Here is a 26,350-nt window from a genome sequence, read left to right as displayed (position 1 = left end):
CCGCCTGAGAAATATCAGGCGGCTTTTTTGTTGTTATAACCTCTAAGGCTGACTAAACGGCCACCGCTTCAAACTGCGGCTCCAGAGCAGGAATGCTACGGTACCTAGCGCCATCATGCCCAGCGCGGCGAACTGGAAATAGAGCTTGAAATGCACGCCGCCCCACGTCACCTCGGCCGGCGCGATGCCCACGAACACGAACAGCCACACCACGATGGCCACGATGACGGGCAGCGGGTAGAGCGGCATCTTGAACGGCAGGGCCGCCGTGCCGCGCCGGCGCCGGAGCAGCACCAACCCCACGGCCTGGCCCACAAACTGCACCAGAATGCGCATGGCCAGAATGGCCGATATCACCTCGCCCAGCCGGAACAGCAGGCTGAACACGAAGCCGACGCCGCCCAGCAGCAGCAGCGAGACGTAGGGGAAATTCTTGGTGGGGTGCAGCTTGCCGAACACGGGCAGGAACTCGCCATCGGCCGCCGCCGCGTAGGGGATGCGCGAGTAGCCCAGCAGCACCGCAAACAGCGAGGCAAATGCCACCAGCAGCACCAGCGCCGTGGCAAAGGTGGCAGCCGCCGGCCCGTAGAGCCGCTCTACGAACACACTCACGATGAACTGCGACTTGTCGCCGGCGCTGGCCTGCCAACCCTGCACTTCCTGCCAGGGAATGACCGTGCCCACGCTCCAGTTCAGCAATAGATAGAGCGCCGCGATGCCCAGAATGCTCAGAAAAATGCTGCGCGGAATGACCTTCTCCGGGCCTTTGATTTCGGCGCCGAGGTGGCACACGTTGTAGTAGCCAAGGTAGGAATAGATGGTTTTGACGGCCGCTTGGCCCATGGCGACGGAAATAAGTAGGCCCGGCAAGGCCGGAAAGCCGCCTTCCGGAAAAATGGCCACGTGGTGGTTGGGGTGCGTGACGCCGCCGAAAATCAGCCAGCCCATGAGCCCGAGCACGCCCACCCACAGCGCCACGCCCAGCTTGCCAATGTCCTCGATGCGGCGGTAGAGGAGCACGATGAGCAGCAGCACCACGCCACCGGCCACGGCTTTGGGCTGCCACCACTCGGTCATCGGCACGAGGTAGCCGAAATATTGGGCGAAGCCGATGGCGCCCGATGCCAGCACCAGCGGCGACTGAATGAGCGTTTGCCACACGTAGAGAAACGACATGTAGCGCCCCCACTTCTGCTCGCCGTAGGCCAGCTTGAGGAAGCGGTAGCTGCCGCCGGCTTCGGGGTAGGCGGCGCCCAGCTCGCTCCAGATGAGGCCGTCGACCGAGGCCAGCGCCGCGCCCACCAGCCAGGCCAGCAGAAAATTGGGCCCCATGAAGCCCATGACCAGCGGCAGCGTGACGAATGGGCCAATGCCCACCATGTCAATCATATTGAGGGCGGTGGCCTGCACCAGGCCCAGGCGGCGCTGCAAAGAGGGTTGCGACATAGAGGCGAAAGTAGCGCGGACTTTCAGTCCGCGAGAGGAACCGTAACAACTCGCGGACTAAAAGTCCGCGCTACGTTTCACCAACCCCGGCCGCAGCCCCCGCGTAAGCCCGGGCATGAGTTCACCGGGTTCTTCTTCCAAACTGGCCATTTACGGGGCCATTGCCGCCAACGTCGCCATTGCCGCCAGCAAGTTTGTGGCGGCGTACTTCACGGGCTCCTCGGCCATGCTGTCGGAGGGTATTCACTCGCTCGTGGACAGCGGCAACGGCGGGCTTATCCTGCACGGCGTGCGCCAGGCCGAGAAGCCCGCCGACAAACGGCATCCCTTCGGCCGCAGCAAGGAGCTGTATTTCTGGGCGCTGATTGTGGCCATTCTGGTGTTTTCGGTGGGCGGCGGCATGTCGTTTTACGAAGGCATTGAGCACCTCAAACACCCGGCGCCCCTCTCCGACCCCACCTGGAACTACGTGGTGCTGGGCCTGTCTTTGGTGTTTGAGGGCATTTCCTGCTACCTGGCATTCAAGGCGTTCAATGCTGGCCGCGGCGACGCCGGTTTTTGGGACACGCTGCGGCGCAGCAAAGACCCCTCGGTGTTTGCCATTTTGCTCGAAGACCTGGCCGCTTTGCTGGGGCTGGTGTTTGCGCTGGTGGGCGTCTTCCTCGGGCATTTACTCAACAATCCTTACCTCGACGGCGCGGCTTCCATTGCCATTGGCCTGCTGCTGGTGTGCGTGGCCTTGTTCCTCATTTACAAAACCAAGCGCCTGCTAGTAGGCACCGGCGTCGACGATGAAACCCTGGATGCCATCGAGGCCCTGGTGCGCGCCCAGCCCAACATCGACCAGGTGGGCCCGCCCCTCACTTCCTACCTCGGCCCGGCCGACGTCATTCTGGCCCTCGACGTGGAGTTTGCCCACCACCTCACGGCCGAGGAAATCGAACATGCCATCGACGCGCTGCAGGACGTTATTCGGGCCCAATACCCGGAAATGAAACGCATTTTTGTGGAAGCCAAGTCGCTGTCGAGCCGCGAGCAGACCGCCTAGGCACATTCACCCCAAACAGCTCGTCTTGCTCATCGGGCGTTCTTTGCCCCTCTATCCAAACAGACTCCCCGCCGCATGGCCGACGCTAACGCTTCCAAACTCTCCCTCTACGGCGGCATTGCCGCCAACATCGCCATTGCCGTCAGCAAGTTTGTGGCGGCGTATTTCACGGGCTCCTCGGCCATGCTGTCGGAGGGCATTCACTCGCTCGTCGACACCGGCAACAGCGGGCTGCTGCTTTACGGCACGGCCCAAAGCCAGCGCCCGCCCGATGCCGAGCACCCATTCGGGCACAGCAAAGAGCTGTATTTCTGGGGCCTGATTGTGGCCGTGCTGATTTTCGCCATCGGCGGCGGCATGTCGTTCTACGAGGGCATCAAGCACATTCAGCATCCGGAGCCGCTCGAAGACGCCGGCTGGAACTACGTGGTGCTGGGCTTGTCCTTCCTGTTCGAGGGCATCGCGTTTTACTTGTCGGTGAAGGCGCTGCTGGCGCAATCGGAAGCCAACGTGGGCTTTGTGAAAATGCTGCGCACCAGCCGCGACCCGGCCGTGTTTGCGTCGGTGATGGAAAACCTGGCCGCGCTGGTGGGCCTGGCGCTGGCCGGCATTGGCGTGTTTCTGGGGCATTTGCTCAACAATCCGTACTTCGACGGGGGCGCCTCCATCGCCATTGGGCTGCTGCTGATGCTGGTGGCCGTGTTTCTGGTGGGCCGCACCAAGGGCCTGCTGGTGGGCGCCGGCGTGGATGCCGACACGCTGGCCAACCTGGAGCGCATTGCCCGCGCCCAGCCGCAGGTGCGCGAAATCCGCTCGCCCCTCACCATGTACCTGGGCCCGAACGACGTCATCATGGCGCTGGACGTGGATTTTGCCGACAACCTGACGTCCACGCAGGTAGCGGCGGCCGTGGAGCACCTGCAGGACGCCATCCGAGAAGAGCACCCCGAGGTGCAGCGTATCTTCATCGAGGCCAAAAACCTGGTGCAAGCAGCGCCCACCGCCGCAAAATAAGCTCGACCTTAACCCGAGGCCTCTTTTTGCGGTACACAGAAGCGGTGCCCGCGCTAGCTCAACAGCTGACGCGGGCGCTGGCATATTCCCCCTTTTCCAGCTATGGCAATACTTACCCCCGAATCCAGCCCGTTTCAGTCTTTTTGGTGGGGCGGCTACGAATGCACCGACCAGCTCAACGCCTTCGGCAACCGGGTCGACTTCCTGCCCCTCACCGGCCATTTGCAGCTGATTGACGAAGACTACGCCGCCCAAAAGCCCTTCAACGTGGGCACCGTGCGCGAGGGCATTCGCTGGGCGCACATCGAGAAAACGCCGTATCAGTACGATTTCAGCACCGTGCAAACCATGCTGGACGCCGGCGCGCGCCACGGCATTCAACAAATCTGGGACCTGTGCCACTTCGGCTTTCCCGACGACCTCACGCCGCTACACCCCATGTTTGCCCGGCGCTTTGCCGCGCTGTGCCGCGCGTTCGTCGATTTCTATCGCTCCGTGCGGCCCGAGGGCACGCTCATCGTGACGCCCATCAACGAGGTAAGCTTCATCAGCTGGCTGGGCGGCGACGCCAACGGCACTTCGCCCTACTGCCACGGCCAGGGCTGGCGCGTGAAGTACGGCCTGATGCGCGCCTACATCGAAGGCAGCTACGCCCTGCGCGAGGCCGACCCCAGCATCCGCTTGCTCACCACCGAGCCGCTCATCAACATCGTGCCGCCGCCCAACGCTTGGCCCCAGCAACGCCGCGAAGCCCGCGACGCCCACAACAACCAGTTTCAGGCCACGGATATGCTGTGCGGTCGGATGTCGCCCGAACTGGGCGGCAGCCCCGAGCTACTTGACATTGTGGGCTTCAACTACTACTACGACAACCAGTGGCAGCTGCACCCCTACCGCAAGCTGGGCTGGAACGACCCCGTGCCCGACCCCAACTGGGTGCCCCTGCACAAGCTGCTGCACAAAGCCTACAAGCGCTACGGCCGCCCTTTCGCCATCACCGAAACCAGCCACCCCGGCGTGGACCGGCCCATTTGGTGGCGCATGATAGCCGAAGAATGCGCCCAGGTGCTGCGCAAAGGCCTGCCGCTGCAAGGCGTGTGCATCTACCCCTTCATCGACCGGCCGGACTGGGACCACCTGCACCACTGGCACCAGTCGGGCCTGTTCGACGCCGACCTCTCGCAGCCCGGCCCGGCCCGCGTGCTGCACCAGCCCAGCGCCGAGGCCCTGCTGCAGGCCCAGGCATTGGTGAGCGCCGCGCGGCCGCCCCGCCGGCGCCGGCGCCTACCCGAGCTGCTGTAGCCGCGCGGCGCTTTACGGCGCGGCACTGTCCGATGCCTATTATTTTTAGGGCATGAACGTCGCCACCGCCACGCTGCTCACGCCCCTCGGCCCACTGGCCCTCACCGGTTCCGATGCGGGCCTGAGCGCCGTCACGTTCCTCAACGAAGCGGCCGAGCTTACCGCGCCCGCCGCCGTGGCCTCGTGCCTGCGTGCGGCCCACGAGCAGCTTCGGGCATATTTCGGCCGCGAATTGCGCGACTTCAGCCTGACCTATGCGCCCGCCTACGGCACCGATTTTCAGCGGCAGGTGTGGCAGGCGCTGGCGGGCATCGGCTACGGCCGCACGGCTTCCTACCTCGAGGTGGCCCGACGGCTGAACAACCCCAAGTCGGTGCGGGCCGTGGGCGCGGCCAATGGCCAGAACCCGCTGGCCATTGTGTGGCCTTGCCACCGCATCATCGGGGCCGACGGCAGCCTGACGGGCTATGCCGGCGGCATGCACCGCAAACAGTGGCTGCTGGAATTTGAGCAGCCCGTGCGCCAGGGCGGGCTGTTTGGGTGAGTAGCAAAACAGTGAGGGCGGAGTTAGCGAGGCTGATGCTTCGGCGGTGCAGCTTAGGGCACGAGTACCGCGTGAAACATTGGTCGTAGCCAATGCCTTTCCCACCCGTTTGCCTCAAAATGATTACGAGGATGCCAACAGTCGTTTAGCCATGTCGCCCCCTGCTGCTCATTCGCTGGCGGAAACGCTTTCGCTCCTTCACCCGACTCAGTATAGCAACGCTACCTACAACGCGACGGAAACGAGCAACAGACCAGCAAGAGCAGCCGCTCACGCGTGCGAGCCTGTGCGGCTGCTTGCGCCCTCTGCTTGTTCCAGTATTTGCCGTGCCCTGGTTCGTTAAGTCGGCTTCGCGCAACTTCGGCACGGGGTGGCAACACCTTACCAGCAAGCCTAGCACGAACGACAAAAGCAAAGGCGGGCGCATAGGGTTAGCCAATGGGAGAAGGCCCAGGACAGGTTCAGGTGCACGGGAACAGTACTTGCACTTTGCAGCGCGTCAGCGGTTTATAGCTCAGGCAAAGAGTCTCCACCCCCCAAACGAGCTATTGTCCCAACCAATCGCAAATTCGGTCCCTCCCCCCGGCACCGTATCTTGGAGCATGATTTTTCAGGATTTCCTTCCCCGGCCGGAGCTCCGCGAGTACGTGGCGTGCTACCACCTGCGGCACTTCGTGTTCCGGCCCGGGGAAGCGGTGCCCTTCAAGCCCTACCCGCCGCGCCCCGAGCAGTGCCTGAGCTTCTTTCCCCGCGACGCCCAACGCGTGGAGTACCCCGCCGAGCAGCGCTGGGTGACCCAGCCCCGCGCCGTGCTCGTCGGCCAGCCCACCCAACGCGTCAACCTGCACGTCGGGCGTGACTTTTTGGCCCTCATCGTCGTGTTTCGTCCCGGCGCGCTCTTTCGGCTCACCGGCCTGCCAACTGGCGAACTCACCGGCACGCACGTCGACGCCGAAAGCGTGCTTTCCCGGCACGTGCGCAGGGTCAGCGAGCAACTGAGCAGCGCCGCCGACTACGCCGAAATGATTCGGCTGGTGGAACACTTCCTGCTGGCGACGGTCCGCCGGAGCCACCGCCCCGCCTTGCCCGTCGACCGAGCCGCCGGCGGAGCGGTGACGGCCCCGGACGCCCTGTCGGTGGTCGACCTGGCCGGGCGCAGCTGCCTGAGCCCGCGCCAACTGGAACGCCAGTGCCGGGAGCGGCTGGGCGTGGGCCCAAAAACCTTTGCCCGCATCGCCCGCCTGCACCACGCCTACCAGCGGCGGTTTCGCTGCCCGCAGGAAGATTGGCTCAGCACCGCGCTGGCCTGCGGCTATTATGACCTGCAGCACTTGGCCAAAGACTTCCGCGCCCTGGCCGGGGCCGGCCCCACGGCCTTGTTCGCGCAGGACGAACGCGCCCCGGAGCGGGCTTTTGGCTGGCGGGAAAGCTAAGAGGGAAAACGGGCGCCCGCAAGTTGTCGGTTTTTTACCACCCATCCGGCCCCGGTCGGCGCGAGGTTTGCGCCATCATGAAACGCCGCACCTTTCTTTCCTCGACCCTCCTTGCCGGCCTCGGCGGCCCCGTGCTCGCGGCCCTGGGCCAGCAGGCGCCCGGCCCCGCCGCCTCCCTGCCCCCGTTTTACCTGCCGCCGGGCCCGGCTCTGCAGCCCGGGCCGGCCGGCGTCGCCGTGCGCACCCGCGTGCGCCACGGGCAGACCCGCGGGCAGTTTTCCTGCATTGAGGGCGTGCTCGCGCCGAAAACCATGGGCCCCGCGCCCCACGTGCACCGGGAGTTGGACGAGCTGATGCACGTGCTGGAGGGCACCGTGCACGTACTAGTCGGCACGGAGGTCTGCGAAGTCCGAGCGGGCGGGTGGCACTTCCGCCCGCACGGGGTGCCCCACACGTTCTGGAACAGCCACCCCACTGCCCCGGCCCGGTTCGTGGACATGTTTTTCCACCAGAACCTGGAAGATTACCTCGAGGAGCTCTTCGCCCAACTGCTGCCCGAAGCCGAACGCCGGGGCTGGGCCCCCGGGTCCCCGCAGCTGCGGGCGCGGCTCGACGCCCTCAATGCCCGCTACGGCATCGTGGAATTTCATGACCGGCGCGCACCGCTTATGCGGCAGTACGGCTTGAAATAACAGGCTGTCCCTCCCGCGTACGGCGAGAAAGGGGCCAACAAGCGCGGGGGCAAGCGGTTCACGAAACCGGTCCGAAGAAGGAGGAGGTTCATGCCTCACGGTAGGCGCCTGCCCGTGGTGCGCGTATTCAAGCGGCACCGTCTACACCTCGGGCTTTTTCTGGGTCATTGACTCAACTCCTGGCTGGGCGGCTGGGTTGCCAAACCAAAGCGCCACGGCCCCGGCAAAGCACCAGCAGCATCTTGGCTCACGCCTGTCCTTTTCGGCGCGCGAGGAAAGTTCCGATAACTGCGAGCAGGGCTAGGGCCGCCCGTGCATTTTCTCCGTACCCCGCGGTTGTTGCCCATCGTTCTATCTTTGTCGGGTCAACGGGTGTTTGGTTGGCATTTTGAAATTGAAATGCCTTTTTTAACGTGCGCCGTCGCCGGCTACACTTCCTGCCAAAACTGGCACAAAAGCCTCACTTCACTTTTTCCCGCGGTCCAATGACTGGTTTTCCTTCCATCCGCCGCGCACTGGACCTGCTTGGCCAAGCGGCAATGATAACCATTCGCGCGACTAACTGGTGTTTTGTCAGCCAGTTACCCTAACGTCCTGTTCATTATCGTGTCAGTTACACTACGGGCTGATGTGCACTATGTGCTGGACACGGCCGTTGTGCGAGCAATAAGAAAATTTGAGGCCGTACAGTAGTGCTCGGGGTTGATAGAGAAATATACCGCGCTGTTCAAGAAAACGGTGGTTATTCCAAAAGGCGGGGGCGTTCAGGCCACTACCATAAGAAGGCCCCGAAAATCTGCGTTTTCGGGGCTTTCGGGTGTATTGCAAACGACGGTCGAATAAGAATGGGCGCGCGAACGGAGAGCTACCGCTTCGTAATCCGGCCCGCCAGCCAGTAGGCCAGCCAGGCAAAGAGCGGCGCCGCCAGCACATCATAGGTGTAGTGCACGCGCTGCACCAGCACCAACAGGCCCACGGCTACGGTCATGAGCACCAAAGCACGACGCCAAGCGCGGCCGCGCACGGCCAGCACCAGCAGGGCCATGGTGGCCGTGTGGCCTGAGAAAAACAGGTCGCGCACAATGGGCTGCGTGGTCACTTCGAAAATGCGGTCCATCACTGGGTCGTGCAACACCACCAGGGCGGTGGGCGGCTCCAGCGGCAATAGCCACAGCGTGGCCATGCGCAACACCTGTAGGAAATAATAGCCCCACAGCGCCCGCAGCAGCAGGTTGGGCCGAGGCAGGAGGTAGACAACGGTGCCCGCAATGGCCCCGTAGATGATGGCAAACGTGGGCACCGACACGTCGTGCACCGGCAGCAGCGCCAGCAGCGGGTCGGGCAGCAGGCGCCCCGGCCGTGCCTGAATGAAATGGTAAAAGCCCGGCACCACCGGCAGCAGGCCCACCAGCAATGCAAGCACCAACGCCAGACGCAGCCGGAACGCCGGGCGGCTCCAGGCCGCAGCCCAACCCGTGCGGCGGGCTACCGCCGGGGCCGTTTCAAGGGGAGAGGTGGTAGCGGAAGAAAGAAGATTGGCCACAATCAGACAGAAGAAAGCCCGTCAGCCAATTAGCTGCGGATAACTCAACGGGCAAAAATACGGCGGCGGCCCCACAGCCGTGCAGATGTTTGATAACCGGGACGTAACATTACGGGCCGGGCATGCGTGCCTTGGGCCCTGATTTTCATTTCACTTTTTTCGCTCTTCTATGCGCCGTTCCGCTACTCTTCTTCGTTCTCTTCTGGCCGGCGTGGCACTGGCGGCGCTGAGCCGCCCGGCGCAGGCGCAAAACGCGGCCCTCAACGCCCGCATTGCCCAACTGGCCACCCAGGAAGAAGCCAAGGTGATTGCCTGGCGACGCGACTTTCACGAGCACCCCGAGTTGGGCAACGAGGAAACCCGCACGGCCGGCATCGTGGCCGCCCACCTCAAAAAGCTGGGCCTGGAAGTGCAAACCGGCGTGGGCCGCACCGGCGTAGTGGGCATTCTGCGCGGCGGCAAGCCCGGCCCCGTGGTGGCCCTGCGCGCCGACATGGACGGCCTGCCCCTCACCGAAAACAACGACCTGCCCTTCGCCTCCAAAGTAAAATCGACCTACCTGGGCCAGCCGGTGGGCGTGATGCACGCCTGCGGCCACGACACCCACGTGGCCATGCTCATGGGCGCGGCCGAGGTGCTGAGCCAGGTGAAAAAAGATGTGCCCGGTACCGTAAAATTCATCTTTCAGCCCGCCGAAGAAGGCTCGCTGCCCGGCGTGGAGGGCGGCGCCAAGCTCATGGTGAAAGAAGGCGTGCTCGACAAGCCCAAGGTCGACGCCGTGTTTGGCGTGCACATTCAGGCCCAGACCGAGGTGGGCAACCTCACTTACCGCCCCGGCGGCGAGATGGCCAGCTCCGACCGGTTTGCCATCAAGGTGCGGGGCAAGGGGGCGCACGGGGCCTACCCCTGGAACAGCGTGGACCCCGTGGTGACCGCCGCCCAGATTATCATGGGCCTGCAAACCATCGTGAGCCGCGAAACCAAGCTGATTGACGACGCGGCCGTGGTGACGGTGGGCACCGTGCACGGCGGCGTGCGCTACAACGTCATTCCGGCCGATGTGGAGCTCAGCGGCACCATCCGGGCGCTCGACCCGGCAGTGCAGCAGCGCATCTGGGCGTCCATCCGCCGCATTGCCACCAACATTGCCGAGAGCGCCGGCGCCACCGCCGAGGTCACCATCGAGCCTTACGTGCCCGTCACCAGCAACGACCCCGCCCTCACGACGCGCATGCTGCCCACGCTGCAAGCCGCCGCCGGCCCCGGCCACGTGCGCGAAATTAAGGCCGTGACCGGGGCCGAAGACTTTTCCTTTTACCAGGAGAAGGTGCCCGGCCTGTTTTTGTTTGTGGGCGGTATGACCAAAGGCCAGGACCCCGCCACCGCGGCCGACCACCACACGGCCGGCTTCCGCATCGACGAGAGCGGCCTCACGCTGGGCGTGAAAACGCTGGCCACCCTCGCCGTGGACTACCTCGACAGTAGCAAGCGCAAGCAAAAATAGGCCCGTTTTGGCCGATTCGGGCGAAAGGAATAATTCTATTTGTTAGAGTGCAAAATCGTCTTCACCAAACGTTCATGATTCGTACAAAATTTTGTCATAAGCATTAAAATTTTTAATCGACATCGATTGCGGAATGTAAAAATGGTTAGGTTGCGGCGGATTCACTGCGAAATATTCAACTTTTGCAGCGGGCCAAATTTCCCACCATCAACCCTTTTTACATGAGAAAACAATACTCAGCTGTAGCAGTAGCTCTGCTCGGCGCACTGGCCGCTACCACGGCACAGGCACAGGATGCGGCCCGCATTCAAACCAAAGTGTTGGGCAATGACAACCAGCCCGTGCTGGTACAATTCAGCCCCGAAGGAAAAATGGCCTACCGCGGCCTGAGCGGCGACCAAGTGCTGCGCCAGCAGCTTGGCCTCACCACCGCCGACCAAATGGTGCAGCGCACCCTGGAAACCGACCAAGTGGGCTACACCCACCAGAAGTTTGCCCAGTTTTACCAGGGCGTGCGCGTGGAGCACGCCACCTACACCGTGCACAGCAAGGGCGGCACCGTGGAAAGCATCAGCGGCGATTTTGAAAAGATTTCGGGCCTGAGCACCACGCCTTCGTTGAGCGAAAGCGCGGCCCTGACCAAGGCCCTGGCCCACGTGGGCGCCCGCAAGTACATGTGGCAAACCACCGAAGCCAACGCCGCCGAATTTGCCCCGCAGGGCGAGCTGGTGATAGTGCGCGACGGCCGCCAGAACGCCGAAACCGGCCCCCTGGTGCTGGCCTGGAAGTTCAACGTGTACGCCGCCCAGCCCATCAGCCGCTCCTTCGTGTACGTGGATGCGCGCAGCGGACAGGTGGTGTTGCAGGACAACATCATCAAGCACGCGGCGGCCACCGGCACCTTTGCCACGGCTTACAGCGGCAGCCGCACCATTGCCGATGGCACTACCACGGGCGGCTATTTACTGCGCGAAACCACCCGCGGCCTGGGCATTCAAACATTTAACTGCAAGAAGAGCAACAGCTACACCTCGGCCACCGATTTCATCGACGCCGACAACAACTGGACGTCGGCCGAATACAACAACGCCAACTTCGATAACGTGGCCGGCGATGCCCACGTGGGCGCCCAGGCCACGTACGACTACTGGAAAAACGTGCACGGCCGCAACTCCTACGACAACGCCGGGGCCATCATCAAAAGCTACGTGCACTTCGACGACGTGCCCGGCGGCGCTGGCTACGAGAATGCCTATTGGGACGGCGTGCGCATGACCTACGGCGACGGCGCTACCCGCTTCCGCCCGCTGACGGCGCTGGACGTGTGCGGCCACGAAATCGGCCACGCTGTGTGCGAAAAGACGGCCAACCTGACCTACGCCAACGAATCGGGGGCCATGAACGAAGGCCTGTCCGACATCTGGGGCGCTTCAATTGAGGCCTATGCCGTCGCCAACCTCGGCTTTACTTCGGGCGGCGTGAAAGCGAAGTCGACCTGGCTGATTGGCGAGGAAATCGACAAGCAGCAGGCCGCTTTGCGCTCGATGAGCGACCCCAAGTCGCTGGGCCAGCCGGCGTACTACAAAGGCCAGTACTGGGCGCCGCTCTCGTCGTCGCCCTCAAACGCCAACGACCAGGGCGGCGTGCACACCAACTCGGGCGTGCTCAACCACTGGTTCTACATCCTGGCCGTGGGCAAGTCGGGCACCAACGAAGGCGGCAATACTTACAGCGTGACCGGCCAGGGCATTGATGCCGCTGCCAAAATCACCTACCGCATGGAAAGCGTGTACATGACGGCCTCGTCGACCTACGCCCAGGCCCGTACCTACGCCATCCAAGCCGCTACCGACCTGTACGGCGCCGGCTCGGCCCAGGTCATTGCCGTCACCAACGCCTGGTACGCCGTGGGCGTGGGCGCGTCGTACACCGGCGGGGGCACCACCACGCCGCCCACCACCACGTATTGCACCATCAAGGGCACCAGCCAGTCCTACGAGTGGATTGACCTCGTGCAACTGGGCAGCATCAACCGCACCTCGGGCAAAGACGCCGGCTACTACAACGGCACGGCCCTGAGCACCACCGTCACCGCCGGCTCGGCCCAGACCATCTACTTCTCAGCCGGCTTCACCAGCACAGCTTATACCGAGTACTGGAAAATCTACATCGACTACAACAAGAACGGCGTGTTTACCGACGCCGGCGAACTGGTGGTGAGCGGCAGCAGCGCCAGCGCGGGCACCCTCAGCAGCACCTTCACCGTGCCCACCACCGCCCGCAACGGCACCACGGTGATGCGCGTGATTATGAGCGACAACTCAGCCACCACCAGCTGCGGCACCTTCAGCTACGGCGAGGCCGAGGACTACACCCTCAACATCACGGGCGGCGCGGCCCTCACCGCTCCGGCCACCCTGGCCGGCAATTCCACGCCGCTGGGCAACGAGGCCGCCAGCACCTTCCAAGTGTACCCCAACCCCGCCACCGACGCCCTGCGCCTGGCCCTGCCCGGCAACGCCGAAGCCCAGGACGTGACCGTGACCGACGTTCGCGGCGCCCGCGTGGCCGGCGCCACCCTGCGCAACGGCACGCTGGACATCAGCGGCCTGGCCAAGGGCATGTACACCGTGAGCGCCAGCGACGGCCAGAAAGTGTTCCACCAGCGCTTCGTGAAAGAGTAGCCCGTTCGGCGCTCCACTGAGCCACAAAAAAGCCCTTCCGCTGCAGCGGAAGGGCTTTTTTATTTGCAAAATTCCAGCCGGGTTATTTCAGCTCGTAATCCAGCTTGAGCATCACGGTGGCAAAGCCGTCGTTGTTGCGCGAGGCGCCGTTCAGGCGCTTGCTGATGTCGTCGAGCTGGTCGCCGGCCGAGAAATAGTAGTTGCCTTCGAGGCCGGCGCGCAGCCGGTCGGTGAGGCGCACGGCGAAGCCGGCGCCCACCGGAAACACGCCCGTCAGGGCCGGGTAGTCGTTGCGCTCGGGCGCCAGAAAAACGGTTTGGCCGCCGGCGCGCGTGGTACCCAGGTAAGACTTGGGGTTGTAGAGCACCAGCCCGGCCCCGCCTTGCAGGTATACCTGAAACACCGGCGCCTCGGCCAGCGAAGCCGCAAAAATGGACTCGTCGGGCAACAGGTCGAAGCGCAGGAACACGGCCCCCAGGCCGTTGGTGCTGGTGAAGGCCAGGCCGCGCTCCTTGGCTTTGTCGCGGGCGCCCATCTCGAAGTAGGAGAACTCGCCGGCGATGTGCATGTGCGCCGTGAGGCGGTAGCGCACGCCTGCGCTCACGGCCGGGCCCAGGAAGTTGTCGCCAAGGGCGTTGCCCAGGTCGCCGTCGTAAAACGTGGTGCCGCCGGCCAGCGTCACGTGCAACGGTCCGCGGTAGTAAGGGCGGCCCTGCCGGTTGTAGTGCCGCACCTCTCGGTGAAACTGGGCCTGCGCCGGCAGGGCGCCGGCCACGCCCACGCCCGCCACCAGGGCCTTAAATATCCAAGAACGAAACCGCATAGGTAGTCTAAGTAAAAATGGAGGAATCCCCCGGATGGCCCCTAACGACCACGCGGCGGAAATCCGTGTCTACGCGGCGGGCTTATTTAAAGGTGCCTTGCGGGTCGGGCAGCTTGGCCAGCAGGTCGGTCACGAGGTCGAGGTCGAGGCTGCTCACGCTGGCGTTCTGGCCTTTGTGCACGGCGGCCCAGGCCTCGGCGTATTTCTCCTGGTAATAGAGGCCCCGAGCGAGCTGCTGCCAGGCAATGGCGTTGGCGGGGTCGACGGCGGTGGCGCGCTGCAGCAGGTCGAGGCCGGTGGCGAGGTCCTTTTTCTTTTTGGTCTGGCTGTAGCGAATGAGGTAGCTCGTGCCCAGGTCGCTCATGATAAGCGAGTTGTTGGGCGCCAGCGCAAATCCTTTGTTCAGCAGGCCAATGGCCGCGTCGGGGGTGGCGTCGGCACTGGCCACAATGCCCAGGCCGCGGTAGGCATCGGGGTTTTGGGGGTTGAGCAGCCAGGCCAGGTTGAAGCGGTAGGCGGCGGTGTCGGGGTTGTTTTCGCGCAGGTACTCGAAGCCTTTGGTGGCGAAGAAGGTGCTGGCCTCGCTGGTGGAAGCAAAGCTGGCCGCAATGGCCTTGAGCTGCGCCTCGCCAATAATTTGGGTGGCCTGAGCGGGGCTGAGGCCACCGAACAGCGGCAGCAGGCGGGCGGGCTTGCCGGGAGCCGCCGTGGTGGCGGCCAGGCTGCCGTCGGCGTTGGTGGCCTGGCCTTTGCTTTTGCGTTGGGCGTGGGCCGGGGAGGCCACCAACAGGCCCAGCAGCCCAGCGGCGGCCACGGCCCGCAAAACGGTTTTGAAAGAAGCGGAGAGAAACACGTGGATGCGGTAATGAATAAAAAGAAAGCGTAACCCCATCAAAATGGGCCAGCTACGGATGCTGACAAAGATAAAGCCAACCGCGGCAAGGCCGGGCCGCGCCGCAGCCTTTGCCCGTGGGCAAACTGCGGCGGCCGCCGGGGCGTAGGTGAGCCACGCGGCGGGCGCCTGCCCGTGGCTTTTCCTTGCTCGTTGTGTATGCGTCGTTTGTTGTTGGCGGTCCCGGTGGCCGCGTTGCTGGTCGTGGCGGTAGTGGTGCTGGCCACCGAATACGTGGTGGCCCGCCCCAGCCGCCGGGCCAAAGACGTGGCGTACGTGCCCGCCAATGCCCCCGATGTTGACCCGGCCCGCCACGTACTCGACGTGTATTCGCCCAAGAAGGCGGCGCCCCACGCGGCTGGCTTCCCAGTGGTGCTGTTCATCCACGGCGGCAGCTGGACCAGCGGCAACAAAAACATCTACACATTCATTGGCCGCCGCCTGGCCAAGCAGGGCGTGGTGGCCGTGGTCATCAACTACCGCCTGGCGCCGCCCGTGCACGTGCCCGAGCAGGCCGCTGACTGCGCCCGCGCCCTGGCCTGGACGGTGCAGCACATTCGGCAGTACGGCGGCGACCCCGCCCGCGTGTTCGTGATGGGCCACTCGGCCGGCGGCGGGCTGGCCGCCCTGCTCGCCACCGACGACGAACTGCTGGCCGCCCACGGCCTGCCCCACAACCCCGTGCGCGGCGCCATTCTAGACGACCCGGCCGGGCTCGACATGTACAGCTACCTCCGGGAAATGAAGTACAGCAACGACGAACAGTACCTCGTGCCCTTCGGCAAAGACCCCGCCGTGTGGAAGCAGATGTCGGCCATCTACAAAATCAAGCCGGGCCTGCCGCCGTTCATCTTTTACCTGGGCGGCGAGACGTACCCCAGCATCAGCGGCAGCTCGGGGCGCTTCCGCGACAAGCTGAAGGCGACGGGGCAGGCGCCGCTCTACACCATCGTGCCCGGCCGGCACCACATTCCCATGGTGCTGCAGCTGTATTGGCAGCACAACCTCATCTATCAGGGGCTGCTGAAGTTTGTAGGGGCCTGAGGCGAAATGGTTTTTTTGCTCGTTTTTATAATTGGAGCCTTTCGCTAAACCTAGACACAGAGTGTTCGATGAAGCTAGTGTAGGCCCACCCAGAACTGTTTTACTCGTCCCTTGCCGTTGCATTCAACCCGCATGGAGGTCGGGTCTATTACGCGCCACCCCACTTGGTAGTGCATGCGCGTATCGGGCTGCGCGTGTTGGGCGTGCCACGGGTTATACCGCTCGAGGGGCAGCTGTTGGATGGCCTCGTCGCTCATGAGTTCCAAATTTAACGAGTCGGGTAACGCCACGCCCGCGGGCACCACCTGCTCGCTGGCCTCCGCAAAACGCCCAATCTCGGAAAGCAGAAAGCCCCGAATGCATTCAGGGCTTTCTGCTTTCCGAGATTGGGTTCGAAATGACAACCAAGCCTTACAAATACTTCTCGTAAATGCCAGCCGCTATTTTTTCCACAATGCCCTTGGGCACTACGCTGGTGAGGCCGGCCGATACTTTGTTGAGCACGCCGGGAATGATTTCGGCCTCGCCGGCCAGCAGGCCTGCCACGGCGGCTTCGGCCACGGCTTCGGGCGTCATCGACACCTTGTTGGCGGTGGCTTGCAGCTCGGCGCCCATGCCGGCGCGGTCGGCGAAGGCAGTGGTGGTGGCGCCGGGGCACAGGCAGGTCACCGAGACGTTGCTCGACTTTAACTCGTAGCGCAGGCCGCGGCTGAAGCTGAGCAAAAACGCCTTGCTGGCCGCGTAGAGCGACAGAGACGGCACCGCCTGGTAGGCGGCCGTACTCGACACGTTCAGGATGTACGCCTTGGGTGCTTTGTGCAGGGCCGGCAGCAGCGCATGCGTGAGGGCCACGGGCAGGTGCATGTTCAGCTGCAGCATGTTCTGCTGTTCGGCCAGGCCGAGCTGCTCGAACCGCCCCCAGAGGCCGTAGCCGGCGTTATTCACCAAAATGGCCAGTTGGTTGGTTTGTTGGGTAGCCCAGGCAGCCACGACGTCGGCGGCACCGGGCGCGGCCAGGTCGAGGGCCAGCACGTGGGCCTGGCGCTTATGCTTCTGGGCTACCTCCTGGGCCAGCATAGTGAGCTGGTCTTCGGAACGGGCCACCAGCAGCAGGTCGTAGCCGCGCCGGGCCAGCAAGAGGGAGATGGCCCGGCCAATGCCGCGCGAAGCGCCGGTAACGAGAGCGTACATCTTATCAGTGAACAGTGAGCAGTGAGCAGTGAACAGTTGCCAGGAGTTCACCGAACAACACTGTTCACTGCTCACTGCTAACTGTTCACTAAATTATTTCACCAAGTGCAGAAAGCGCAGGTAGAACGGCGTGGGGCTGTCCTGGCTTTTGGGCTGGTACTTGCCCGCGAGGATGGGCACGTACATCACGCGGCGGCGGCTGGCATCGCCCACCAGCGGCGACTGCGCCACCCGGTGCCACATGCGCCCGTCGTGCACGGTGAGGTCGCCGGGCTCGGTTTCCACGGCCACTTCGTTGGGGTCGTAGAACACGTCTTTGTAGTACTTCTTCCGAAACAGCATCTTGTGCAGGCCCTGGCGGTGCGTGCCAGGTATGATGCGCAGGCCGCCGTTGGTGGCCTTGGTGCCGTCGAGGTGTAGGCCCACGTTGAGCATGGGCCCGATGCGCTTGCCGTAGAACACGTCGCGCAGCGAGTCGGTGTGCCAGCCCATCTGGCTGAATTCGGAGCCTTCCACGTTCACGTAGTGGTTCACCACGAGGCCGTCTTTCTCGTTTTCGCCCACGCGGCCGCCTTCGGCTTCCAGCAAGGGAAACAGGGCTTTAAAACGCTCGTCTTGCAGCAGCTCGTGCAGCACGGGGTGGTGCTGCGAGGCAAAGGCGAAGCGCTGTACAATGCGCGAGCCGTCCACGTCGTGGCCGTATTTGATGGGCACGCCGTTCACTTTTTCCACGCCCTCGGCCAGCCAGCGGGCCTGCACCTCCTGGGTGGCTTTGAGGAGTTGCTGCACGTACTCGGGCGAAGCGAACGGGCGAAAATGAAGGAAGCCGTATTTAGCAAAAAAGGCTCGTTGCTCGGCCGTGAGGGCATGGCCAAGGGTGAAGCGGGGGTAGTCGGGAGATAAGGCCATAGCAGAAAAAGGGCAGCCACCAGGGGCTTCCAGCGATGCACAAAGGTAATACGCCCGGCGAAGCGCCCGGCCGTGTGGCGGGCCCTCCGCGCGGCGCGCGGCGGCTAACAACCGGCCCGCCGCGCGGGGGTTTTAGTGGTTGAAGCTCGCGCCGGCCGGGTGAATTCCGGGTGAACGCGGGGCGCCGCCGCCATCTGCCGACGGCCTGCCGGCCTAAATACTTTACGGATTTCGATTTAGCTCCGGCAGCACTGGAGCAGCGGCCCCTATTTTGTCTGGTAGCCCCTCAGAAAACCTCGCGCAGCCACTCGAAAATATTTCTGCCGGCGCAGTGCGCAACGCCCGGCGGCAGCGGCGCGCAAGCCCGGCGGCCAGCGTAGGTAGGGGCACTGGCCATTTCCAATGACGGTTCAGGTCAATTAATTGGCGATTTCGGCCAAAATTCCCCACCTTCACCGCGGCGCTTTATGCTGCCGTAATTCCCACACGTTCACTACAGCCCCTGCCCCAATGGTTTTCACCCCCAGCCCCATGCTCCTGAAGCTGCTCTACACGCGCGGCAGCCTGCACAACTTGCCCGACAACGCGGGCGTGGCCTTCAGCATCAAAAACCGGCTCGACACCGTGAAAGTCACCGGCTTCCGGCAGGTACAGATTGGGGACGTGGTGGTGCCGGCCGAAAAAATATTGGTGGACCTGGGCGACGGCGAGCGCCGCCCCGCCAGCCAGATAAACGCCGACGGCCAGGCCATCGACCTGCCCGTGGGCCGCTCCCTGATGATAGTGCTCGACACGCCGGCCCTGCCCGAAGGCATGCACCCGGTGCAGGCCTGGTTCTCGACCGATGCCTTTGGCGACCTGCACGTGGAAGTAGAAGACGCCATTGTGAGCGCCGCCAACCACAAGCCCCGCATCCCGCGCGCCGCCGACGACGACTATTCGGAAGCCGCCGTGGCCGCCCGCCAGCGCTTCGCCGAGCAGTTTTCAGGCAAGGAGTTCACCCACCTCAAGCACTACTCCTTCGATGCCCACCAGCTGCAGGGCAACTGCGAGCATTTCATGGGCGTGGCCCAGATTCCGGTGGGCCTGGCCGGCCCGCTCACCGTGAACGGCGAGCACGCCCAAGGCGACTTCCTCATCCCGATGGCGACCACCGAGGGCACCTTGGTGGCCAGCTACAACCGCGGCATGCAGGTGCTGAACCTGTGCGGCGGCGTGAAGTGCACCGTCATCGGCGACGCCATGCAGCGGGCGCCGGTGTTTGTGTTTGCCGATGCCCGCGGCGCCCGCGACTTCGGCAAGTGGGTGGAAGACAACATTGACCTGATTCGGCCGCAGGCCGAAAGCACGTCCAGCGTGGCCAAGCTGCAGTACATCGACACGTACCTGAGCAACAAGTTCGCCTACCTGCGCTTCAATTTCAGCACCGGCGACGCGGCCGGCCAGAACATGGTGGGCCGCGCCACCTTCGCGGCCTGCTCCTGGATTCTGGAAAATTACAAAGACGTCAAAATCGAGCATTTCTACCTCGAATCGAACTTCGCCACCGACAAAAAAGCCAGCCAAATCAACGTGATGCGCACCCGCGGCAAGCGCGTGGTGGCCGAGGCCGTGGTGAAGCGCGACGTGCTGCAGCAGCGCATGCGCGTGACGCCCGAGCAGCTGGCCTACCACGGGCAGGTGAGCAACGTGGGCGCCTTCATTTCGGGCGCCAACAACAACGGCGCCCACTCGGCCAACGGCATCACGGCCATGTTCATCGCCACCGGCCAGGACGTGGCCAACGTGAGCGAGTCGTCGGCCGGCATCCTGTATTCGGAAGTGACGCCGGAAGGCGATTTATACATCAGCATCACCATTCCGTCGCTCATTGTGGCCACGCACGGCGGCGGCACCGGCCTGGCCACCCAAAACGAGTGCCTGCAGATGCTGGGCTGCGTGGGCCGCGGCACGGTGCGCAAGTTTGCCGAGATAGTGGCCGGCGTGGTGCTGGCCGGCGAGCTCAGCCTGGGCGCCGCCATCAGCAGTTCCGACTGGGTGAGCAGCCACGAGCAATACGGCCGCAACCGCTAAGCCTCTACCAACGCATTTCAGCTGATTTACGCATGAAACCCTCGATTACCGCGCTGCTGGCTGGGTTGCTGGTGGCGGTTGGGCTGGCGGCGCCAGCGCGGGCCCAGTCGCAGCCCGACCTTGGCGACATCGGCCTGCAGCTTTACCAACGCGCCAACTCGCCCGGTGCGCTGGAGCGCATGCGCAAAGACCTCATCAACGCCCCCGAAGCTTACCTCGTGAGCGTGGAGCAGCCCGGCGTGCTGGTGCTGCCCAACAAACGCCGCGTGCGGGTGCCGGCCATGCGCTACAACGTGGCCCTGCACCTGCTCGAAGCCCGCGACTCGACCGGCAGCCACGTGTGGCCGCCGGGCAGCCTCGACGGCTTTTACCTGGGCCAGGGCGCCGATGCGCGGCATTTCCGCACCTACATGGTGCGCGATGGCAGCACGCGGCGTGAGTTTGTGGAGGTGCTGACCCGCGACGACAACGCCTTCCTGGTGCTGGCCGTGCTGCACCACTACGTGCACGACGACGCCCAGTACGACCCCGTGCTGCAGACCATGACCCGGCCGGCCCGCACCGAAATCGGCCAGGTGGTGGTGGCCGGACCGGGCGTGAAACCGCAGGAGCCCCTGCGCGCCGTGTCGCTCAACCAGCGCGAGATTCCGCGCCTGTTTGGCACGCGCGCCCCGCAGGTAGAAGCGTACGCGGCCAAAGAGCACCTTAGCTATACCGACCTGGCGCAGGTACTAAGAATGGTGGAATACTACAATTTGCAGGGAAAATAGCCGCTTCACCACCTTCTCCAAGCAGGATTTGATGAGGCGGGTCGAAAAGGCTGAAACGCACTCGCTGCAGCTGAGCGAGTTGTTGTAAATTTGTTTCCCCTTACGCAAATCACTTTACCGCTATTCATTTGTGAAGAACTTTACGCCTTTCTTTTTTGCAATTCTGCTGAGTGCTTTTGCCCGCCCGGTGGCGGCCCAGACCTCCCGCGACGCCGCCGAAGCCCGCGTGGCCTACCAGCAGGCCAACACCGGCGCGTCGGCTCGGGCATATCGCGCCGCGATGGGGCAGCAACCCGCCGGCTTTCTGGGGGGCAATGCGTTTCAGCCGGGCTCGCTGCGCACCTTCGACGGCCGCAACCTGCTGGTGCCGGGCCTGCGCTACCACGCCGGTCTGCACCTGCTCGAAGCCCAGGACTCGGTGGAGCTGGATTCGACCCATTTCTGGCCCGCCAGCAGCCTGCGTGGCTTCGACTTCGGCGAAGCCGGCAACCCCGACCAGCCCCTGCGCCGCTTTCGCTCGCGCTTGGTGAAGGAAGGCAGCACCGGCACGCGCCGCGAATTCGTGGAGGTGCTCACCGCCATCGACGCCGGCCCGCAGCTACTGGCCTGGTTTTATGCCCCCGCCCCCGACGCCACGCCCAACGGCAAGCACCCGCTGGTGGGCACCCTGCTGGCCGGCCCCGGCACCGTGGGCACCGAGCCGCTGCGCCCGCTGGAGCCCTCCGAGGCATCGGTGCTGCGCCTGTTCGGTGCCCGCGCCGACGCCGTGCGCACCTTCGCCACGGGTCAGCACCTCGACTACACCCGCCCCGCCGACATCGCCCGGATGATGGACCACTACAACCGCATTGCGGTGGTGAAATAAGAAACACCGGCCTCAGCGCCCAACAAAACAGCCGGCCCCTTGCGGAGCCGGCTGTTTTGTTGGGTAGCCGTGGGCAGCACTAAAGCGGATTGGCCGTCACCTTGAAGCGCGAATCGGCCTTCACCGTGAAGTTGCTGGCACTGAACCGGTTCGAGCGCGAATCCACGGTCAGCTCATACGTCTCGGCTTTCAGGTATTCGTCGAGGCGGGCGGTGGTGGGCGTCAGCTTGATGGTGTTGGTGCCGCGGGGCACGCTGCTGATGCTGGCCAGCAGGATTTTGTTGTTGGTGTTGGGCGTGTTGATGTACACGTCCAGCTTGTCGAGAAAGTCAAAGTTGGCCCCCGACGGGTCGGTAATGGTCAGCACCATCTCCTCAAGGTACACGTCCTTCACCTTGTCCTTGGTGGTCTTGTTGTTCTGAAACGAAGCGGCCGAGTTGGTTGTCACCGTGACGGGTGCGGGCAGCTGCGTAGAGCCCGGCAGCCCCGGAATGACCACGCTCTGCGACGTGTCGACGGTGAACGTCAGCAGCTGGTCAATCTTCTTGCAGCCCACTACGGCCAGAAACAGCACCAAGGGCGCCAGGAGGAAGATTCTTTTCATGGTCGTCATATTTGAATTAGAAGAACCGAGTATACGAAAAATTCCGGGGTGGAAGTTCCGGACGGGGCCGGCGGGCCTAGTCCATTAGGTCGGCCGAGCGGGGCGGGTCGGGCACGAAGCCGGGGTTCCAGCTCATGGGATAGCGGGCGTCCACGTAAGGCAGCGCGGTTTCGGTGAGGTAGAGCGGGCGGAAGGTGTCGACCATCACGGCCAGCTCGTGGGTCTCCTTTTTGCCGAGGCTGGCCTCCACGGTGCCGGGGTGTGGGCCGTGCGGCAGCCCCGTGGGGTGCCAGGTGAAGGACGCCAAATCGACGCCCTTGCGCGACATGAAATTGCCGGCCACGTAATACAGTACCTCGTCGGAATCCACGTTGGCGTGGTTGTAGGGCGCCGGAATGCTGAGCGGATGGTAGTCGAACAAGCGCGGCACGAACGAGCAGATGACAAAGTTGTGCCCCTCAAACGTCTGGTGCACGGGCGGCGGCTGGTGCAGGCGCCCCGTGATGGGCTCAAAATCGTGAATGCTGAAGGCATAGGGGTAGAAATACCCGTCCCAGCCCACCACATCGAAGGGCGAGTGGGCGTAGGTGAGCTGGTGTAGCATGCCTTCTTTCTTCACTTGCACGAGGTAGTCGCCCTCGGGCTGGTCGTGCGGCAGCAGTTCGGTGGGCGGGCGCATGTCGCGCTCGCAGTAGGGCGAGTGCTCCAGCAGCTGCCCGAAGTGGTTACGGTAGCGCCGCACCGTTTCGACGGGGCTGAACGACTCCACAATCATCAGGCGCACGGGGCCTTCTTCAAAATGCAGCTGGTGGATGATGGTGCGCGGCACCACCACGTGGTCGCCGGGCTCGAAGGCCACCTTGCCCATCTGGCTCCACAGCTCGCCGCGGCCTTCGTGCACAAAAATTACCTCGTCGGCCTGGGCGTTTTTGTAGTAGTAGCCCATCTGCTTTTCCGTGGGATTGCAGATGCTCATGGTCACGTCGGCGTTGCCGAGCAGGGTTTGGCGGGCGGCCAGGTAGTCGCCGCCGGTGGTGGTTTGGGCCAGCGTGCGCAGGTGCTCGGGCTGCAGCGGCCGGTCCTTCAGCAGCTTGGGCGCATACGGTTTGGGCTCGCCCACGTGCTTAATCTGCGTAGGCGGGTGTACGTGGTAGAGCAGCGACGACACGCCGTGAAACCCCAGCGTGCCCACCAGCTGCTCCGAATACAGGGAGCCGTCGGGCTGGCGGAACTGGGTGTGGCGCTTGCGCGGAATCTGGCCGAGGCGGTGGTAATACGACATAACTCAGGGGGTGGGATTAGCTTGCGCTGACCTGCGGTTGGGCCCGTGAAGTTACGAAAAACGCGTACCCGGCAGCCGTCCCCCCAAGCGGTGCCTGGGCACGGACAGTGCGAGAGCGAACGATTTCAACCGAACCCAAGCACCGCTTGGGGCCACGTTATTTCCCCAGCAGCGCCAGCTGCGCCGAGCTGTCGCTCACGGCGTGCAGGGCGCTCTGCAGCTCCTGGTCCTGCTCGCGCAGCACGGTGTAGTAGGCCACCGTGCCGTAGGCGCTGCGGGCAATGTAGGCCTTCAGCTGGTTGCGCAGCAGGGCGGCGCAGCGGCGCACGGTGCTGGCGTCGGCCTTCACGCCATCCTGTGCGGCTTGGGCAGCCAGGCTCACCAACTGCGCGTCCGAGATGCGGAACGTGGCGTTGAACTGCTCGAAGCGCAAGCCTTCCAACTCGGCTTTATGGGCCTGGTAGAAATTCAAGGCGAAAGCGCGGGCCACGCCGTGGCTCATCAGCCGGGTGTAGTAGGCAGAGTGGGCAATGGAGTCGCGGGCCACAAACACGTCGGGCATGATGCCGCCGCCGCCGTACACCGTGCGGCCGTGGTCGGTGCGAAACCGCAGGCCTTTGGCAAACTTCACGCTGTCGGCCGACTGCAGTTCGCCGCGGGCGGCGCGGTTGGCCACGTCGGCGCTGTATTCGGCGTAGTTGGCGCCGTAGGGCTTCTGAATGGAGCGGCCGGCGGGCGTGTAGTAGCGGGCAATGGTGAGGCGCAGCTCGCCGCCGTCGCTGAGCGAGATGGGCTGCTGCACGAGGCCCTTGCCGAAGGTGCGGCGGCCCACCAGAATGGCGCGGTCGTGGTCTTGCAAGGCGCCGGCCACCACTTCGGCGGCCGAGGCGCTGCCTTCGTCCACGAGCACCACCAGGGCGCCTTCCTCAAACTCGCCGGCTACTTTGGCGTAGGTCTGCGAGTCGTATTGCTCGCCTTTGCCGTCGGTGTACACAATTTTGCGCGAGCCGGCGATGAACTCGTCGGCCAGGCGGGTGGCGCGGTCCAAGTAGCCGCCGGGGTTGCCGCGCAGGTCGAGCACGAGGCGCGTGAGGCCCTGGCGACGCAGGTCGACCAGCGCGGCCTTGAACTCGTCGTAAGTATTCGAGGCAAACCGGCTCACCTTAATGTAGCCGGTTTGGTCATCGACCAGGTAAGCCGCGTCGATGGACGAATTGGTGATGCGGCTGCGCGCAATGCTCAGGCGCAGCGGCTGGCCCAGGTGCCGGCGGCGCAGCTCCACGGTGAGGCTGCTGCCGCGCGGACCGCGCAGCAGCTCGGTGAGGCGGCCCGTGGTGAGGTGGGCGCCCGACACGCGCTTGCCGCCGATGCTCAGAATCTGGTCGCCGGGCTGCACGCCCGCTTGCTCGGCGGGGCCGCCGCTGAGCGGGGCCACCACGGTCATGGTGTCGCGGAAAACGTTGAATTCAATGCCCACGCCGTCGTAGTCGCTCTGCAGGAAGGCGTCGGTTTTGTCGCGGTCACGCGCCGGGATGTACACCGAGTGCGGGTCGAGCTTTTCCAGCATTTGCACCACGGCATAGTCGGCCAAGCCCTCGGTGTCGACGGAGTCGGCGTAGTCGCGGTCTACGTAGCTCAGAATTTCCTTGAAGCGCAGGTAGCCACGGGCCGTGGCGTCGGGATTTTCCGACGAAGGCCGGAAGGGATTATTGGCCACCAGCACGCCACAAGCCAGGGTCAGGGTGAGCAGCGCGCCCTGGCGTAGCCACCCGCGCAGCCGCTGCCGGGCAGCCGGCCGGACGGGTTCCGAAGCATCGGGAAGGGTAGCGGACATTAATTAGAGTATAGATGTTAGCGTATAGAATAAACCGTAAGTTGAAATCAAAACTATTGAAAGTTTCTTAGTTAGCATCTCAAACATACCCCAAAAAGGCAATTTCTTTAATAAATACAGTATTTTAGATTCAAAAATCAAATAAACCGACAATACTTACGGGATATTGCAATTAAAAAACATGTTTAAGTGCATCTTCTTTAACGATGCAATTTAGGATTTTACCAATCCGTCATTGACGTGATTTCGATGAGTCAAGGCAAAAACCCGTTCAGTACTGCCTTTCTCGATGCCAGCGCCGAAGGACGGGTAGGTACGGCAACGGGTGCGCTTCGGATTAGGCCCTGCCCCCTGCCGTATCTTTGCACCAGCGGCCACGGCGGCCGTTTCCTTTCCGCATAAGCACACCGGGCACATGGGCCGCATTCTTGCCATCGATTACGGGAACAAGCGCGTTGGCCTGGCCGCCACCGACCCGCTGTGCCTCATTGCCTCGCCGCTCGAGACCATTCACAGCAAAGACCTGCTGACGTACGTGAAGGCCTACCACCAGCGCGAGCCGCTGCGCGCCATCGTGGTGGGCATGCCCCGCACGCTGCTCAACGAGCCCACCGACGTGACCAGCGCCGTGGTGGGCCTGCTGCGCACGCTACGCCGCGAGCTGCCCGACGTGCCCGTGCACGAACTCGACGAGCGGTTTACCTCGCGCATGGCCCACGCCACCATGCTGGCCGGCGGCCTGGGCCAGAAAGCCCGGCGCGACAAAGCCACCGTGGACCGCATCAGCGCCACGCTGATTCTGCAATCTTTTCTCGAATCGCCGCTGATGCGAGAAGTTTAGCGGTCGGTTGTT

At 63.8% G+C, this 26,350-nt stretch carries 23 protein-coding genes; 13 read left to right on the top strand and 10 right to left on the bottom strand.

The features are described from left to right. Window positions 1-42: 42 nt before the first annotated feature. Entirely contained in the window at window positions 43-1,446 is a 1,404-nt protein-coding gene (locus JAO73_RS05655) for an APC family permease (RefSeq protein ID WP_198976175.1), read from the bottom strand. Window positions 1,447-1,561: 115 nt separating this feature from the next. On the opposite strand from JAO73_RS05655, the gene JAO73_RS05650 reads away from it, so the two are divergent. The 6 genes from JAO73_RS05650 to JAO73_RS05625 all read left to right on the top strand — a co-directional run bounded on the left by JAO73_RS05650 (window position 1,562) and on the right by JAO73_RS05625 (window position 7,479). Then, window positions 1,562-2,494: a cation diffusion facilitator family transporter gene (locus JAO73_RS05650; RefSeq protein WP_198976174.1), complete on the top strand. Its 933-nt coding sequence runs from the start codon at window positions 1,562-1,564 to the stop codon at window positions 2,492-2,494. Between the two features lie 75 nt (window positions 2,495-2,569). Then, the gene (locus JAO73_RS05645; protein WP_198976173.1) at window positions 2,570-3,508 is read left to right on the top strand and encodes a cation diffusion facilitator family transporter; all 939 of its coding nucleotides are present in this window, start codon (window positions 2,570-2,572) and stop codon (window positions 3,506-3,508) included. Window positions 3,509-3,610: 102 nt separating this feature from the next. Continuing rightward, a complete protein-coding gene (locus JAO73_RS05640) occupies window positions 3,611-4,810 on the top strand; it encodes an amine oxidase (RefSeq protein ID WP_198976172.1) in 1,200 nt (399 codons plus the stop codon). 52 nt (window positions 4,811-4,862) lie between these two features. Next, window positions 4,863-5,354 (top strand): methylated-DNA--[protein]-cysteine S-methyltransferase, encoded by a 492-nt coding sequence (locus tag JAO73_RS05635; RefSeq protein ID WP_198976171.1) that lies wholly within the window; start codon window positions 4,863-4,865, stop codon window positions 5,352-5,354. A 602-nt stretch (window positions 5,355-5,956) separates the two neighbouring features. Next, complete coding sequence (locus JAO73_RS05630; RefSeq protein WP_198976170.1) at window positions 5,957-6,787, top strand: helix-turn-helix domain-containing protein; 831 nt, start codon at window positions 5,957-5,959, stop codon at window positions 6,785-6,787. 77 nt (window positions 6,788-6,864) lie between these two features. Then, the gene (locus JAO73_RS05625) at window positions 6,865-7,479 is read left to right on the top strand and encodes a cupin domain-containing protein (protein WP_198976169.1); all 615 of its coding nucleotides are present in this window, start codon (window positions 6,865-6,867) and stop codon (window positions 7,477-7,479) included. An 865-nt stretch (window positions 7,480-8,344) separates the two neighbouring features. On the opposite strand, the gene JAO73_RS23325 is transcribed toward JAO73_RS05625, so the two are convergent. Next, window positions 8,345-9,022, bottom strand: coding sequence for a phosphatase PAP2-related protein (locus JAO73_RS23325; RefSeq protein ID WP_198976168.1), 678 nt, complete (start codon window positions 9,020-9,022; stop codon window positions 8,345-8,347). 169 nt (window positions 9,023-9,191) lie between these two features. On the opposite strand from JAO73_RS23325, the gene JAO73_RS05615 reads away from it, so the two are divergent. Both JAO73_RS05615 and JAO73_RS05610 read left to right on the top strand, forming a co-directional pair. After that, window positions 9,192-10,526 carry an amidohydrolase gene (locus JAO73_RS05615; protein WP_198976167.1) on the top strand — a complete coding sequence of 445 codons (1,335 nt, stop codon included), beginning with the start codon at window positions 9,192-9,194 and terminating at the stop codon, window positions 10,524-10,526. A gap of 221 nt (window positions 10,527-10,747) precedes the next feature. Further along, complete coding sequence (locus JAO73_RS05610) at window positions 10,748-13,210, top strand: M4 family metallopeptidase (RefSeq protein WP_198976166.1); 2,463 nt, start codon at window positions 10,748-10,750, stop codon at window positions 13,208-13,210. 82 nt (window positions 13,211-13,292) lie between these two features. On the opposite strand, the gene JAO73_RS05605 is transcribed toward JAO73_RS05610, so the two are convergent. Then, window positions 13,293-14,033: a hypothetical protein gene (locus tag JAO73_RS05605; RefSeq protein WP_198976165.1), complete on the bottom strand. Its 741-nt coding sequence runs from the start codon at window positions 14,031-14,033 to the stop codon at window positions 13,293-13,295. 82 nt (window positions 14,034-14,115) lie between these two features. Beyond that, the gene (locus tag JAO73_RS05600) at window positions 14,116-14,886 is read right to left on the bottom strand and encodes a tetratricopeptide repeat protein (protein WP_198976164.1); all 771 of its coding nucleotides are present in this window, start codon (window positions 14,884-14,886) and stop codon (window positions 14,116-14,118) included. A gap of 198 nt (window positions 14,887-15,084) precedes the next feature. Here JAO73_RS05600 and JAO73_RS05595 point away from each other — a divergent pair, with 198 nt between their 5' ends. Continuing rightward, window positions 15,085-15,969 carry an alpha/beta fold hydrolase gene (locus JAO73_RS05595; RefSeq protein WP_198976163.1) on the top strand — a complete coding sequence of 295 codons (885 nt, stop codon included), beginning with the start codon at window positions 15,085-15,087 and terminating at the stop codon, window positions 15,967-15,969. A 74-nt stretch (window positions 15,970-16,043) separates the two neighbouring features. Here JAO73_RS05595 and JAO73_RS05590 read toward each other — a convergent pair whose 3' ends face one another. The 3 genes from JAO73_RS05590 to JAO73_RS05580 form a co-directional block, all read right to left on the bottom strand. Next, window positions 16,044-16,226: a hypothetical protein gene (locus tag JAO73_RS05590; protein WP_198976162.1), complete on the bottom strand. Its 183-nt coding sequence runs from the start codon at window positions 16,224-16,226 to the stop codon at window positions 16,044-16,046. A 154-nt stretch (window positions 16,227-16,380) separates the two neighbouring features. Beyond that, window positions 16,381-17,160: an SDR family NAD(P)-dependent oxidoreductase gene (locus JAO73_RS05585; protein WP_198976161.1), complete on the bottom strand. Its 780-nt coding sequence runs from the start codon at window positions 17,158-17,160 to the stop codon at window positions 16,381-16,383. A gap of 93 nt (window positions 17,161-17,253) precedes the next feature. Beyond that, window positions 17,254-18,069, bottom strand: coding sequence for a phytanoyl-CoA dioxygenase family protein (locus JAO73_RS05580; RefSeq protein ID WP_198976160.1), 816 nt, complete (start codon window positions 18,067-18,069; stop codon window positions 17,254-17,256). 510 nt (window positions 18,070-18,579) lie between these two features. Here JAO73_RS05580 and JAO73_RS05575 point away from each other — a divergent pair. The 3 genes from JAO73_RS05575 (at window position 18,580) to JAO73_RS05565 (ending at window position 21,777) form a co-directional block, all read left to right on the top strand. Then, window positions 18,580-20,142 carry a hydroxymethylglutaryl-CoA reductase gene (locus tag JAO73_RS05575; protein ID WP_198976159.1) on the top strand — a complete coding sequence of 521 codons (1,563 nt, stop codon included), beginning with the start codon at window positions 18,580-18,582 and terminating at the stop codon, window positions 20,140-20,142. A gap of 32 nt (window positions 20,143-20,174) precedes the next feature. Next, complete coding sequence (locus tag JAO73_RS05570; RefSeq protein ID WP_198976158.1) at window positions 20,175-20,912, top strand: hypothetical protein; 738 nt, start codon at window positions 20,175-20,177, stop codon at window positions 20,910-20,912. Window positions 20,913-21,042: 130 nt separating this feature from the next. Further along, window positions 21,043-21,777, top strand: a complete 735-nt coding sequence (locus JAO73_RS05565; protein ID WP_198976157.1) for a hypothetical protein — start codon at window positions 21,043-21,045, stop codon at window positions 21,775-21,777. 79 nt (window positions 21,778-21,856) lie between these two features. On the opposite strand, the gene JAO73_RS05560 is transcribed toward JAO73_RS05565, so the two are convergent. From JAO73_RS05560 to JAO73_RS05550, 3 genes are all read right to left on the bottom strand, one after another. Further along, window positions 21,857-22,381 carry a hypothetical protein gene (locus tag JAO73_RS05560; RefSeq protein ID WP_190925519.1) on the bottom strand — a complete coding sequence of 175 codons (525 nt, stop codon included), beginning with the start codon at window positions 22,379-22,381 and terminating at the stop codon, window positions 21,857-21,859. Between the two features lie 76 nt (window positions 22,382-22,457). Beyond that, window positions 22,458-23,663 carry a homogentisate 1,2-dioxygenase gene (locus JAO73_RS05555; RefSeq protein WP_198976156.1) on the bottom strand — a complete coding sequence of 402 codons (1,206 nt, stop codon included), beginning with the start codon at window positions 23,661-23,663 and terminating at the stop codon, window positions 22,458-22,460. 157 nt (window positions 23,664-23,820) lie between these two features. Beyond that, the gene (locus JAO73_RS05550; RefSeq protein WP_198976155.1) at window positions 23,821-25,497 is read right to left on the bottom strand and encodes a S41 family peptidase; all 1,677 of its coding nucleotides are present in this window, start codon (window positions 25,495-25,497) and stop codon (window positions 23,821-23,823) included. A 415-nt stretch (window positions 25,498-25,912) separates the two neighbouring features. On the opposite strand from JAO73_RS05550, the gene ruvX reads away from it, so the two are divergent. Further along, window positions 25,913-26,338 (top strand): Holliday junction resolvase RuvX, encoded by a 426-nt coding sequence (gene ruvX / locus JAO73_RS05545; protein WP_190925513.1) that lies wholly within the window; start codon window positions 25,913-25,915, stop codon window positions 26,336-26,338. The last annotated feature ends 12 nt before the right edge of the window (window positions 26,339-26,350 follow it).

This window comes from Hymenobacter miniatus, from assembly GCF_016427455.1.
GTDB lineage: Bacteria > Bacteroidota > Bacteroidia > Cytophagales > Hymenobacteraceae > Hymenobacter > Hymenobacter armeniacus.
The sequence above is the reverse complement of the archived record's forward strand: the minus strand, read 5'-3'. Positions and strand labels throughout refer to the sequence as shown.